Source organism: Nannocystis sp. (assembly GCF_016714285.1).
Taxonomy (GTDB): Bacteria; Myxococcota_A; Polyangia; order Nannocystales; family Nannocystaceae; genus Nannocystis.
Genome location: NZ_JADJNN010000003.1, coordinates 730653 through 743541, shown reverse-complemented (window position 1 = coordinate 743541; position 12889 = coordinate 730653). Strand labels below are relative to the sequence as shown.

The window sequence follows — 12889 nt, the reverse complement described above, 5'->3', positions numbered from 1 at the left end:
CATGTCCCTGCAATCCCCCGACGCCCTGTTCGCCCCCGACGCCGGCCCGGACATGCAGCCCTACACCTGCAGCTATCACACGCTGCGCCTCGCCGACGGCCGCCTGCTCGTCCTCGACATCGTCCGCAGCGACAACAACCACCGCCGCTGCCTCCGCGTCTTCCTCTCCGACTCCCACGGCAAGCTGCGCGCCCTCAACGTCGAGTCCGACAGCGCCGCCTGGTCGCCCTTCGCCACCGGCCCCGCCGACCTCGACCGCAGCCGCAACGTCCTCGGCCGCAACCCGCAGTGGGTCGCCGGCGACGTGCGCCGCGGCGACTGCCCCGACCTCGGCCTCCAGCACGTCGCCTTCGAGCTGACCCTGCGCGTCGAGTCCTCGACCCTGCGCAGCGACACCCTCGGCCTCGCCCTCCTGCGCATGACGGTCGAGGACCACCCCCGCGTGTACCACCGCGGCTGGGTCGAGATCGACGGCGAGCGCATCACCATCGACGGCCCCGGCGCCGTCTCCGTCCATATCGGCGAGCAGCTCTGCAACTACGCCTATATCGCCACCCCGCCGAGCGACGACCCCGCCCCCGCCGTCCTCCTCGCGTCCGTCTGCGGCGACAACTTCCGCCTCCTCGGCGACCTCCTCGGCCAGACCTGCGCCACCTACAGCTACGGCTGGCACGGCCTCCCCGCCCTCTCGATCACGGCCGGCAGCTTCGAACACCCGATCCACCTCCGCCCCGGCCACCGCCTCCACCTCCACCCCGGCCCGCCCGTCCTCCACACCCTCCTCGGCGTCCCCACCATCACGGCCCTCGCCACCGCCCGCTATCACCACCACAACCTCCTCGGCGACGACGATAACGTCGAGCTCGGCCAGGTGATTATCGAGGGCCGCGGCGAACCATTCTATGGCGTCCTCGCCGAGCTCGCCGCGCACCGCTGAGATTCACCATGTCGACGCCTCTGCCGATATACTACGACCCGCGCCAGCACACCGACGCCAACATCTCCAGCAGCCCCAGCGCCGGCAAGCCCGCCCAGGTGATGGCCCGCTGGAAGCGCTCCCACATACCGATCTCCCGCATGCCGGTCACGCCCGCCACGCCCGAGCAATTCGCGCTGGCCCACGACCGCGGCTTCGTCGACGGCATCCTCGCGTGCACGCACGCCAACGGCTTCGGCAACCGCTCCCGCGAGGTCGCAGCGACCCTGCCCTGGACCACCGGCTCGCTCGTCAGCGCCGCCCGCCACGTCGCCCGCCACGGCGGCGTCGCCGTGTCGCCCACCTCCGGCTTTCACCACGCCCGCCACCGCAGCGCCGGCGGCTTCTGCACCTTCAACGGCCTGATGGTCGCCGTCCGCGTCCTGCAGCTGGACGGCCTCGCCCGCAAGATCGGGATCCTCGACATTGATGCGCACTACGGCGACGGCACCGAGGATATCATCCGCCGCCTCGGACTCACCGATATCCACCACTGGACCTTCGGCGCCCACCACCACGACGCGTCCACCGCCGACGCCTTCCTCCGCGACCTCCCAGACGTCCTCGCCGGCTTCAATGACCGCGAGCTCGTGCTCTACCAGGCCGGCGCCGACCCCTTCATCGACGACCCCCTCGGCGGCGTGCTCACCCGCGAGCAGCTGCGCCTGCGCGACCGCATGGTATTCACACACTTCGCCCGCGCCGGCATCCCCCTGGCCTGGAACCTCGCCGGCGGCTACACCCGCGACGTCGCCGGCACCATCGAACCCGTCCTGCAGATCCACGACGCGACCCTCGAGGAGTGCCACGCGGCCTATTCGCAATCTACACCCGCGGCATGACCGCGAATGGTGCCACTTCGCCGGTCCCGTGCAGCTCGGCGTAACCGCGCCGCAGCCCCCAGCACACGCCATTCGCGGCACACCCCGCACACGCCGGGTCCTTGACGAACTCGCCGCTATCCTCGGTCGCCAGCGCCCGCGCCAACGCCCGCCCCCGGTGCCGCTCGGGCACGAAGCAGGCCGGCACCCCACACATCGACTCGAACCCCGTCACCCGCACCCCGAGCTCCTCCGCGAGGTCCAGCGCCCGCGCCAGCGACGGCGCGACCTCCGTCATCCGCGCGACCAGCGTCGTCGTCCGCGGCACCAGGTCGGTGTGCGACGCGACGAAGGAAACGGTGACAATAAACGCCGGCCAGCGCTCCGCGACCAGCCGCACGAGCTCCGGCAGCTCGTGGTGATTGCTCGCGGTCGCAACAAAGTTGACCCGCGTCAGGATCGCCGTCCGCGCCAGCTGATCGAGGCCCTCGATCGTGCGCACAAAGGTCCCCGGGGCCCGCGTCATCGCATCCGAGGTCTCTGCCGTCGCTCCGTGCAAGGACACCAGCGCCGTGTCGACCCCCGCCGCCGCCAGGCGCTCCGCGAGATCGCCCGCGCCCAGCCGCGTCGCGTTGGTCTGCAGCTCGACCTCCCGCGCCCCCGAGCGCCGCGCCAGCGCCACATAGTCGACGAGCCCCGGGTTCAGCGTCGGCTCACCCCCCGAGATCGCGACCACCGCGCCGCGCCGCCCGGCCGCGACGATCGCCGCCCGCACATCATCCTCGGCGGCCGCCGGCAAGTGCGTCGATACGAAGCAGAACTCGCAGGCCTGATTGCACTGAAAGTTGACCCGCACCGTGTGGCACAGCGCCAGCTCCCCGGTGATCGTGCGCACCTGCTCGATCGACACCAGCTCGCGGCCGATCTGCTCGGCCAGCGAACCCACCATCGTCAACCTCCGCCGAACCCGCTCCGACGTGATCGCCCGCGCCACGACCTCGCCCCGCGCCAGCGCCCCGACCGGCAGCCCCGGACAGCCACCCCGCGCCACGCACCCCTCGCACGCCGGCGTGTGACCGAGGCCCTCCCGCGGGCTCGCAACCCGACTGAGTGTCACCAATTCCGCCGCCTGCGACGCGCTCGCAAACAGGCACGGAGCCAATGGCGTCGCCGGATCGACGGCCACCTCCAACCCCAGCTCGCGACCCCGCCGAGCCGCCTCCTCGAGCGCCGCGACCGCGTCCGACAGCCGCGCCACCGTCGTCGCATCCGGCCCCGCAAACGGCACCACAAACAGCACCCGCCGCAGCGCCGGCTCCTCCGCAGCCAGGCGCTCGAGCAGCCCCGAAAGCGTCGCCAGATTCGCCGCGACCACCGGCACATGCGCCACAATCTCCACACCCGCGTCGACCAGCGCACGGATCCCCCGCCGCGTCGCCGCGAAGCCACCGTCATCCCGCGTGATCGCGTCGGCCTCGCTCCCCCATCCCGGCAGGTGCACCCGCGCCAGCGCGAGCCCGGCCGCCGCCAACGCCCGCGCGCTCGCCTCGCTGATCAGCGTCGCATTCGTATCGAGGATCGCCGCCGCCCCGCCCGCCCGCACGTGCCCGACGAGCCGCACGAGGTCGGCCCGCATCGTCGGCTCACCCCCCGTCAACACCACCTCCCGCGCCCCGCCGGCGATCAGCGCGTCGATCCGACCACGCACCGCGTCGAGCTGGATCTCCCGCAGGTCGTCGCTCGCCCGCCGCGCGTCGCAAAACCCACACGCCTGGTTACAGCGGCGGTTCGTGATGACAGATCCCCGGAGCACAAGCGACAGCCTACAGGGCCCCCGGCCCACGCGCGACACCCCGACGGAGGGATCCACTACGAATGGGAGGTCCAGCTGCGGATCGAGGCGGACCTCGAGGCCGCATCTCTCTTGGCCATCGCGTTTCGCCTTCGCAAACAGGGCTGAGCGGGTCCATCGCAGCGCCGGTTGACCAGCGCGCGCGCTTCGTGTAACGCGCACTATAGGCTACCCCCTCATGCCGATCACACCTGACTCGCCCGCTCCCCGCCCGGAGGTCCCCACCTGTGGACGATCATGATCTGATGATCAACGTCTCGCTCACGATATCTCTCGATTGGGTGCTGTTCTTCATTGTATGGTCCATTTGGCACACATACGTGTCGAACCTGCCGATAGACCCCGCCCTCCACGGGAAGGTCGCCGCTGCTCTTCCGCCCCAGGACCCTGCCACCCCGTTTCTCCTCGCCTACTTGCGCCGAGGACTGCCCGGCGCGGCCGAGTTGGCGGTCTACTCGTTGCTCATTCGCGGGATCGTGCGCTTCGTGGACGGTGCGGTGGACGTCATCCGTCCCAACGAGACCCTGCCGACCCTGTATGAGCAATCCGCCCTCGCGTGGGCGGTCACCCACCACCGGATGCGCCCTGACCCATATACATACTTCCAGCACCGAGATTTCGCTCCCCTCTGTTCGATGGAGTCGATCTTGCGGGATCGAGGGCTACGCGCCTCCATCCGCCCTCCGGCCGCGAACAGGAGGCGAACGCACTGGATCGCGCTGGTGTTCCTGGGCCTCGGCCTCGCGGCCGCAGCCTGGCTCGGCCCCCTGGGCGCCTCGAACGGGGCCGTGATCACCCTCGTCGTCTCGGGCGCAATTCAGTATCTCTGGATCCGCAGCGAGGAGCTCTCGACGACCTACCCGCTCTATGCGCTCGTACTTGGCCACCTCACCAGATCCAACCCGGGTAGACTGGGTCAGGCACACGCAGGGCGCCCCCTCTCGTGGCATGATCTCATGTGGGCCGGTGGACTTTATGGCGTCCCTGCCGTCTGGGGGGCCAAAGTACAAGTGCTCGGCCAGAACGGGCAAGCGATCACCCCGGGCGCGCAGGACCACTGGTTCGCGGATACTGCCCCTCGTGAGCCCGTTCGCAGCAGCTCATCCGACGCCGCGGATGGCAGCCACTGATCTCCGCCGTGTCACCGGTATGACAACGACGCGAGGCAGTGGAACCCCTCAGCACACCGCGTCCGCCTCGATCTCGATCAACATCGCCGGATCGATCAGCCCCTTCACCTCGACCATCGTCGTCGCCGGTCGGTGCTCACCAAAGAACTCCGCGTGCGCCCGCCCGAACTCGGCCCAGCGCGAGATATCGGTGACGAACATCCGCGTCCGCACCACCCGCGCCCGCCCGACCCCGAACGCCGCGATCGCCTGCTCAATGAGCTCCAGGCACCGCCGCGCCTGCGCATACGCATCACCCGGCGCATGCACCCCCGCACCCGACTCATCCACCGGCGCCGTCCCCGTCACAAACACCAGGTCCCCCGCCCGCAACGCCCGGCAATATCCGACCCGCTGCTCCCACGGCGCCCGCGAATACACCCGCTCAAAGTGCTCGTGCCCCATACCCCGCACCCTACCAGGCACGAAACCACCCGCCTAGCCCAAACTCCACCACTCCAGGCAAAGCGTTTTGGTTGTTGTGAAAGCTAAGCAAGTTATGAGACCCTGTGCGGTGCGCCATGCCCCGCCCGCTCCTGCTCGCCTTCGCCCTCCTCCTCAGCTGCCGCCCCGCCGCGGACACGGACGCCACAGGCCCCGCGGGCTCGAGCACCGACGACCCCACACCCACCAGCACCACGGAGACGGGCGCCACATCCGACCCCGAGCCGAGCACGGACACCGCCCACGATTTCATCACCAAGCTCCACGACTTCCCCACGACCATCGAGTGCGACCCCTACGCCCAGGAATGCCCGGAGGGTCAGAAGTGCGCCCCCTGGGCCTACGGCGGCGGCGGTGCCTGGAACTCGACGAAGTGCGTCGATATCACCGGCGACGGCGCGCCCGGCGACCTCTGCACCGCCGAAGGATACGGCCTCATCGGCATCGACGACTGCGCCCTCGGCTCGTTGTGCTGGAACGTCGACATGGATGGCCACGGATTGTGCATCGCCCTCTGCTCCGGAAGCCCCGAGAATCCACTATGCCCAGCCAAGTCCACTTGTAGCTCCGACGCCAGCGGCGTCCTCAACCTGTGCATTCCCAACTGTGACCCGCTGCTCCAGGACTGCCCTGACGGTGACCTGTGCATCCCCATCGGCGACGGCTTCATCTGCGTCCTCGGCTCGGGCGACGCGGGCCAAACCAACGACCCTTGCGAGTTCGCCAACAGCTGCGACAAGGGCCTCATCTGCCTCAACACCGCCGCCGCCTCGAGCGCCTGCGACCCGCAATTCACCGGCTGCTGCCAGCCCTTCTGCAAGTTCCCAAACGCCCCCTGCCCGAACCCCGACCAGGCGTGCCTCCAATGGTTCAACCCAAACCAAGGCCCCTTCCCGCCCGAATACAAGGACGTCGGAATCTGTGCCATCCCACTGTAATCCATGCGCCCCTCACCAGCTCGAAGTGCCCCATGCGCAACACCCTGATATTCCCCCTCACCGCCCTGCTCGCCTGTGGCCCCGTCACGGCGCCGCCTGAGGACGCCACGACGACCACCACCGCAACCAGCGAACCCGGCACGACCACCACCGCTTCGGCTCCGACCACAACCAGCCCCGAGTCCACCAGCACCAGCTCTGACGCGACGACGACCACCACGGCCACGGGCACCACCCACGCCAACGACTTCATCATTCAAGGCGATATCTTGATCCGCGAAGACTGTAATGTATTCACGCAGAACTGCCCCAGGGGCCAGAAGTGCGCCGCCTGGGCCGAGGGCGGCGGCGGCGCCTGGAACGCGACAAAGTGCGTCGATATCACCGGCGACGGCGCCCCTGGCGACCCCTGCGCCACCCAGGGCGGTGGCGTCTCCGGCATGGACGACTGCGGCCTCGGCTCGATGTGCTGGGACGTCGACGAGAACAACCAGGGCACCTGCGTCGGCCTGTGCACCGGAACCCCCGCCGAGCCGATGTGCCCGCCAATGTTCAAGTGCTACATCTCCTCGGAAGGCGTCCTCAACCTGTGCATCCCCACCTGCGACCCGCTGCTCCAGGACTGCCCCGGCACCGAGCTGTGCATCCCCAACGCCGACGAATTTATCTGCGTATCCGACGACTCGGGCGACGCGGGCCAAACCAACGACCCCTGCGAATTCGCCAACAGCTGCGACAAGGGCCTCCTCTGCCTCAACACCGCCGCCGCCTCGATCGCCTGCGACCCGCAAATCATCGGCTGCTGCCAACCCTTCTGCAAGTTCCCCGGCGCCCCCTGCCCGAACCCCGACCAGCAGTGCGTCCAATGGTATGACCCCATGATGCCGATCCCACCCGAATACCAAGACGTCGGCGTCTGCGCCATCCCCCTATAACCAGCTCTGCCTCCCCTGGCACGACCCCATGCTCCCCATCCCCCGCGACTACGAAGACCTTTGCGCCATCCCGGAGTGACCCATGCGCCCTATCTCCACACTCACTATATCCGCCCTCCTCGCCTGCGGCCCCATCCCGCCTTCCTTCGAGACCACCACCGACGACACAACCGCCACCACGCCGCCGGCCACCACCACCGCCGCGGACCCGACCGCTACGCCCACCAGCTCGACTACGACCGACACACCAGTCACCACCACCGACCCAAGCACCACAGGCACCACAGCCACCACCGACGCCAACACCTTCATCCTCATGCTCGACAACAGCGTCGTCGACGACGACTGCGACAACTGGGCCCAGGACTGCCCCCGGGCCAGAAGTGCGTCCCCTGGGCCGAAGGCGGCGGCGGCGCCTGGAACGCGACGAAGTGCGTTGATATCACCGGCGACGGCGCCCCGGGCGACCCCTGCACCGCACCCGAGGGCGGCGCCGCCGGCATCGACGACTGCGCCCTGGGCTCGATCTGTTGGAACGTGAACGCCAAGAATCACGGCACCTGTATCGCCCAGTGCACCGGATCCCCGATTCGCCCGATCTGCCCCCCAAAGAGCGTCTGCGCCATCGCGGCTGATGGCTACCTGGCCATCTGCATCCCCTCGTGCCACCCGCTGCTCCAGGACTGCCCCGGCGACGACCTGTGCATCCCCTACGGCGATAACTTTGTGTGCGCCCTCGACGCCTCCGGCGACGCGGGCCAAACCAACGACCCCTGCGAGTTCGCCAACAGCTGCGACAAGGGCCTCGTCTGCCTCAACACCGCCGCCGCCTCAAGCGCCTGCCAGCAAGGCCCGTCCGGCTGCTGCCAGCCCTTCTGCAAGTTCCCCGGCGCCCCCTGCCCGAACCCCGACCAGCAGTGCCTCCAATGGTTTGACCCCATGATGCCGGTTCCACCCGAATACAAGGACGTCGGAATCTGCGCCATCCCCCCATGACCCCCTGCGCCCCTTCGCACTTCCTCCTCACGGGCCTCGCCGCCACCCGCCGCCCAGCGCCTGGTAGATCGCAACGACGGCCTGCAGCTGCTGCTTCTTCGCCTCGACGAGCTCCATCTCGGCCTCCAGCGAGTCGCGGATCGTCATGAGGACTTCGTAGTAGTCCACCTGCGCCGACTGATAGAGCGCCTTCGACACCTCGATGGCCGCATGGAGCGCCTCCACCTGCTGGAACAGCTGCTCGTAGCGCTGCCTCAGGTTCGAGATCGCCGTCATTTGATTGTACACGTCCGTGAATGCCTGCAAGATCGAGCGTTCGTAGTCGAAGACCGCCTGGATCTGCCTGGCGTTCGCCGACCGGTAGTCCGCCTTGATCGCCGCCCGGTTGAGCAGCGGAGCCATCAGGTTGCCGGCCAGGCCGGCGACCAGCGACTGGGGCGTGTCGATGAGGTGACTCGGCTTGAAGGATTCGAACCCGACGCCCGCGTCGAGGCGCAGCGAGGGGTAGAACGCCGCCTTCGCGCTCTTGGTATCGAACTTGGTCGCATCGAGCCGCAGCTCGGCCGCCTTCACGTCAGGCCGGTTCTCCAGCAGCTCCGAGGGCAGGCCGGTGGCCACGACGTCGACGTTGGCGGACATGAAGTGCTGGGCGTTGCGCTTGACGGGTCGCGGGAAGCGCCCGACCAGGAAGTTGATGCGACTCTCGACGACGATCCGCCGCTGCTCGAGGCTGAAGCGCCGGCCCTGGTTCTTGAGCACCTCGGCCGAGAACCTCACAACCCCGAGTTCGGTGCCGCGCGCGGCCGCCTTCTTCAGCTTGACGACCTCGAGCGCGTCCTTCTGGAGCCCGACGGTTCGCTCGAGGATCTCGATCTGATTGTCGAGCGCGACGAGGTCGTAGTACGAATTGGCGATCTCTGCCACGATCTCGGTGAGCAGGAAGTTTCGCTCCTGGATCGTCGCCTCGTAGCGAGAGCTCGCGGCCTTCCTCGCGTTCCGCAGTCGGCTCGAGATATCGGTCTCCCAGGATGCCACGAAGCCGAAGGTCAGGTCCGGCAGCGGATTCGGCACGCCATGGGCGGCGTCGCTGGCTCCCTGCGAGGCGTACGTCGCTACCTTCTCGATCCCGCCACCGGCGCTCGCGTCCAGCCGCGGAATGTACTGGCCTCGCATGCCCGCGACGGTGTTCTGGGTGATGATGATCTCCTGCAGCTGGATGTTCAACTGCTGGTTGTTCTTCAGCGCCTCCTCGATCAGCTCCCGGAGGTCGGGGTCGGCGAAGAACTGGTCCCATTGCCGCTGCACCGCGACGCTCGGACCGACAGCCGTGGCGAGCGCGCCGAACGACTGGGGAACCGCCCTGCTCGCCTCCCTGGCCTTGTTGCCGCCCAGCAGGCTCGCGCAGCCGACCGTGAGCGACAGGGCGCTGGCGGCCGTCACGGCGACAACCAGATCCCGCCACTTACGCACCGGACTCCTCCCCCTCGCGCAGCTCCGTGCGCGACACCTCGGGGAGCGGCGACGGTGCGGGCGACGTGGCCGGGGTATCGGTGAGGAGCTCCGACAGCGACACCTCGGAGAGCGGCAACGGTGCAGACGGCGTGGGCGCTGCGCCCGGCAGCGACGGCGCGCCGATCCGCAGGAAGCTCTCGAAGCGCGCGAGGTGGCCAAAGATGAAGTAGAGCCCCGGGATGAGGATCACGCCGAACACCGTCCCCATAACCATGCCGCCGAGCGCGGACGAGCCGATCGTGTTGTTGCCGACGGCCCCGGCACCCTTCGCCACGACCAGCGGATACAGGCCTGCGACGAACGCGAACGAGGTCATCAGGATCGCCCGGAAGCGCGCCCTGGCCCCCGCGACGGCCGCTTCGAACACCGTGGCGCCCTCGCGCCGGGTCTGGACCGCGAACTCGACGATCAGCACCGCGTTCTTCCCGAGCAGACCCACCAACATGACCAGGCCGACCTGGGCGTAGATGTCGTTCGCCAGCCCCATGAGCTGGAGAAACAGGAACGACCCGAACGCGCCCGCGGGCAACGACGTGATCACCGCCAGCGGGAGGATGAAACTCTCGTACTGCGCCGCCAGCACCAGATAGACGAACACCAGCACGATGGCGAAGATATACACCGCCTCGTTGCCGCGCTGCGCCTCGTCGTAGGACAGGCCCTCCCAGGCGATGTCATAGCCGCGCGGCAGCACCTCCGCCGCCACCTGCTTGATCGCCAGGACGGCGTCGCCGGTCGTATACCCGGGCGCGTTGTTTCCGCGAATGGCCGACGAGTTATACATATTGTAGCGGGTGATCTCGTTCGGGCCCTGCCGCTTCTTGAGCGTCATGAAGGACGAATACGGGACCATCTCGCCGGCCTCGTTCTTGACGTACATCTTCAGGACGTCCGACGGCAGCGCCCGGAACTCGGGCGATGCCTGCACGTAGGCGCGATAGAAGAAGCCGAAGCGGACAAAGCCCGTCTCGAAGGAGCTGCCGATCATCAGGTCGAGGTTCTCCATGGCCCTGGCGATGGAGACGCCCTTCTGCATCGCCTTCTGGTTGTCGATGATGAGCTCATATTGCGGGTAGTTGGCCGCGTAGAAGGTGAAGAGCCCGGTCAGCTCGGGCCGCTCGCGCAGCGCCGCCATGAACTCCTGGTTGATGCGGTCGAACTCGTAGTAGTCGGTGCTGCCGGTCTTCTCGAGCATGCGGAAGGAGACGCCGCCGGCCGCGCCATAGCCGGGGACCGCCGGCGGCTCGAAGAACTCGACGACCGCGCCGATGTCCTTGGCCCGCTCCTCCAGCTCCTGGATGACCTCGTTGACCGACTTGCCGCGCTCGGACCAGTCCTTCAGGTTGATGAGGCAGGTCCCTGCGTTCGACGCACGCCCCTCGGTGAGGATCTCATAGCCAGCGAGCGACGAGACCGACGCGACCTCGTCCAGCTCCTTGGCGATCGCCTGCAGGTTCCTGGCGACCGCATTCGTCCGCTCGATCGTGGTCCCCGGCGGGGTCTGGATGATCGCGTAGATGATGCCCTGATCCTCATTGGGTACGAAGCCGGACGGGAGCACCCGGTTGACCGCGAAGATGCCGTACACGAACAGGCCGAGCACCACGATCGTCACGTAGGACCGCCTCAGGATCGCCCGAATCAGACGGACGTAGATCGACGTGACCCGGTCGAACACGCGGTTGAAGCCGCGGATGAACAGGGTGACCGGGTTGCGGGTCTTCGCGTGCCCGTGCACCGGCTTGAGGATCAACACCGACAGCACGGGCGTGAGCGTCAACGCGATGAAGCCGGACAGCACGATGGACGAGGCCATCGTGACCGAGAACTGACGGTAGAAGACACCGACCGGGCCGGGCATGAAGGCCACCGGCACGAAGACCGACGTCATCACCAGCGTGATCGCTATGATGGCGCCGCTGATCTCGTGCAATACCTCCTTCGTGGCCTCGTAGGCCGGCAGGCGCTTCGCCTCCATCTTGGCGTGCACGGCCTCGACGACGACGATGGCGTCGTCGACCACGATGCCGATCGCCAGGACCAGCGCGAAGAGGGTGATGAGGTTGATGCTGATGTCCAGCACCCCCATGAAGATGAACGCTCCGACGAGCGACACGGGCACGGCGAGCGTCGGGATGAGCGTCGAGCGCCAGTCGCCCAGAAACACGAAGACGACCAGCGCCACCAGCACGAACGCCTCGGCGAGCGTGTGGACGACCTGCTCGATCGAGGCGTCCACGAAGCTCGAGACGTCGTAGCTGATCGCGTAATCCGTACCCGGTGGGAAGGTGGTCGCCTTGATCTCCTCCAGCTTGGCCTTGACGTTGGCGATCACCTCCTGGGCGTTGCTCCCGAGCGTCTGCTTCAGCACGATGGCCGCCGAGGGGTGCCCGTCGAGGTTGGAATAGATGTTGAAAAACTCGCTGCCGAGCTCGACCTTGGCGACGTCCCGCAAGTGCAGGACGTGGCCGTCCGGGGTGGCCCGGAGGATGATATCCTCGTACTGCTCGGGCTTGTTGAAGCGGCCCTCGTAGACGAGCACGTACTCGAGCGACTGCGCCGTCTTCCCCGTGGCCTGTCCCACGCGGCCAGGCGTGGCAATGATGCTCTGCTCGCTGATCGCGTCCTGCACGTCCTTGGCAGAGATGTTGTAGGCCCGCATCCGGTCGGGGTTCAGCCAGATGCGCATGGCGTACTGCCGGCTGCCGAGGATCCGGGCTTGCCCGATCCCCTTGACGCGCATGACCTCCGGGAGGACGTTGACGTTGGCGAAGTTGAACAGAAATTTCTCGTCGGCGTCCTCGGCGGTGCTAAACACGTTGACGTACATCAACATGCTCGGCTGGACGCGCTGCAAGATGACGCCCTCGAGCTGGACCAGCCGCGGCAGCTGGTTCATCACCTGGTCGATCCTGGTCTTGACGTTGATGATCGCCTGATTGGGGTCCGTGCCGAGATCGAAGATGACCTGGATCGTCGCCTCGCCGGCGCTGGTCGCGTCCGAGATCATGTAGCGCATCCCCGGCACGCCGTTGATGGCGCGCTCCAGCGGAATGAGCGTCGACTGGATGAGCACGTCGGCGCTGGCCCCCGGATATGCGACGGTGATCTGGACCTGCGGCGGCGCGATCTCGGGGAACTGAGAGATCGGGCGGGCACCGATCGAGAGCAGCCCGAGGAGGACGATCAGGACCGAGATGACGATCGCGAGGACCGGGCGGTGAAGAATCTTGGCGAACATGTCGG

Annotated in this window: 11 protein-coding genes; 6 read left to right on the top strand and 5 right to left on the bottom strand. The window is 67.8% G+C overall.

What is annotated here, in order from left to right:
* Window position 1 precedes the first annotated feature (1 nt).
* Window positions 2-937 carry a hypothetical protein gene (locus tag IPJ59_RS10690; RefSeq protein ID WP_293271259.1) on the top strand — a complete coding sequence of 312 codons (936 nt, stop codon included), beginning with the start codon at window positions 2-4 and terminating at the stop codon, window positions 935-937.
* An 8-nt stretch (window positions 938-945) separates the two neighbouring features.
* Window positions 946-1818: an arginase family protein gene (locus IPJ59_RS10685; protein WP_293271257.1), complete on the top strand. Its 873-nt coding sequence runs from the start codon at window positions 946-948 to the stop codon at window positions 1816-1818.
* On the opposite strand, the gene IPJ59_RS10680 is transcribed toward IPJ59_RS10685, so the two are convergent.
* Window positions 1802-3610 carry a radical SAM protein gene (locus tag IPJ59_RS10680; protein WP_293271256.1) on the bottom strand — a complete coding sequence of 603 codons (1809 nt, stop codon included), beginning with the start codon at window positions 3608-3610 and terminating at the stop codon, window positions 1802-1804. The two genes, IPJ59_RS10685 and IPJ59_RS10680, sit on opposite strands and share 17 nt — an antisense overlap.
* Before the next feature lie 284 nt (window positions 3611-3894).
* On the opposite strand from IPJ59_RS10680, the gene IPJ59_RS10675 reads away from it, so the two are divergent.
* Entirely contained in the window at window positions 3895-4779 is an 885-nt protein-coding gene (locus IPJ59_RS10675) for a DUF2207 domain-containing protein (protein WP_293271254.1), read from the top strand.
* Window positions 4780-4827: 48 nt separating this feature from the next.
* Here the strand turns inward: IPJ59_RS10675 and IPJ59_RS10670 are convergent, their stop codons facing one another.
* The gene (locus IPJ59_RS10670; RefSeq protein ID WP_293271252.1) at window positions 4828-5223 is read right to left on the bottom strand and encodes a RidA family protein; all 396 of its coding nucleotides are present in this window, start codon (window positions 5221-5223) and stop codon (window positions 4828-4830) included.
* A gap of 116 nt (window positions 5224-5339) precedes the next feature.
* Here IPJ59_RS10670 and IPJ59_RS10665 point away from each other — a divergent pair, with 116 nt between their 5' ends.
* Both IPJ59_RS10665 and IPJ59_RS10660 read left to right on the top strand, forming a co-directional pair.
* On the top strand, window positions 5340-6200 hold the full coding sequence (locus IPJ59_RS10665) for a ribulose phosphate epimerase (RefSeq protein ID WP_293271250.1): 861 nt from the start codon (window positions 5340-5342) through the stop codon (window positions 6198-6200).
* 32 nt (window positions 6201-6232) lie between these two features.
* A complete protein-coding gene (locus tag IPJ59_RS10660) occupies window positions 6233-7135 on the top strand; it encodes a hypothetical protein (protein ID WP_293271248.1) in 903 nt (300 codons plus the stop codon).
* A gap of 48 nt (window positions 7136-7183) precedes the next feature.
* Here IPJ59_RS10660 and IPJ59_RS10655 read toward each other — a convergent pair whose 3' ends face one another.
* Complete coding sequence (locus IPJ59_RS10655; RefSeq protein WP_293271246.1) at window positions 7184-7453, bottom strand: hypothetical protein; 270 nt, start codon at window positions 7451-7453, stop codon at window positions 7184-7186.
* Between the two features lie 219 nt (window positions 7454-7672).
* On the opposite strand from IPJ59_RS10655, the gene IPJ59_RS10650 reads away from it, so the two are divergent.
* Complete coding sequence (locus tag IPJ59_RS10650) at window positions 7673-8131, top strand: hypothetical protein (RefSeq protein ID WP_293271244.1); 459 nt, start codon at window positions 7673-7675, stop codon at window positions 8129-8131.
* 27 nt (window positions 8132-8158) lie between these two features.
* Here the strand turns inward: IPJ59_RS10650 and IPJ59_RS10645 are convergent, their stop codons facing one another.
* Together IPJ59_RS10645 and IPJ59_RS10640 are read right to left on the bottom strand one after the other, a co-directional pair.
* A complete protein-coding gene (locus IPJ59_RS10645; protein WP_293271242.1) occupies window positions 8159-9571 on the bottom strand; it encodes an efflux transporter outer membrane subunit in 1413 nt (470 codons plus the stop codon).
* 22 nt (window positions 9572-9593) lie between these two features.
* Window positions 9594-12884, bottom strand: a complete 3291-nt coding sequence (locus IPJ59_RS10640) for an efflux RND transporter permease subunit (RefSeq protein ID WP_293271240.1) — start codon at window positions 12882-12884, stop codon at window positions 9594-9596.
* Between the last annotated feature and the right edge of the window lie 5 nt (window positions 12885-12889).

Excerpts from the sequence above, each read along its gene's own strand:
- IPJ59_RS10690 (WP_293271259.1), top strand. The coding sequence starts at position 2 with ATGTCCCTGCAATCCCCCGACGCCCTGTTCGCCCCCGACGCCGGCCCG.
- IPJ59_RS10685 (WP_293271257.1), top strand. The coding sequence starts at position 946 with ATGTCGACGCCTCTGCCGATATACTACGACCCGCGCCAGCACACCGAC.
- IPJ59_RS10675 (WP_293271254.1), top strand. The coding sequence starts at position 3,895 with ATGATCAACGTCTCGCTCACGATATCTCTCGATTGGGTGCTGTTCTTC.
- IPJ59_RS10670 (WP_293271252.1), bottom strand. The coding sequence starts at position 5,223 with ATGGGGCACGAGCACTTTGAGCGGGTGTATTCGCGGGCGCCGTGGGAG.
- IPJ59_RS10665 (WP_293271250.1), top strand. The coding sequence starts at position 5,340 with ATGCCCCGCCCGCTCCTGCTCGCCTTCGCCCTCCTCCTCAGCTGCCGC.
- IPJ59_RS10660 (WP_293271248.1), top strand. The coding sequence starts at position 6,233 with ATGCGCAACACCCTGATATTCCCCCTCACCGCCCTGCTCGCCTGTGGC.
- IPJ59_RS10655 (WP_293271246.1), bottom strand. The coding sequence starts at position 7,453 with ATGAGGATGAAGGTGTTGGCGTCGGTGGTGGCTGTGGTGCCTGTGGTG.
- IPJ59_RS10640 (WP_293271240.1), bottom strand. The coding sequence starts at position 12,884 with ATGTTCGCCAAGATTCTTCACCGCCCGGTCCTCGCGATCGTCATCTCG.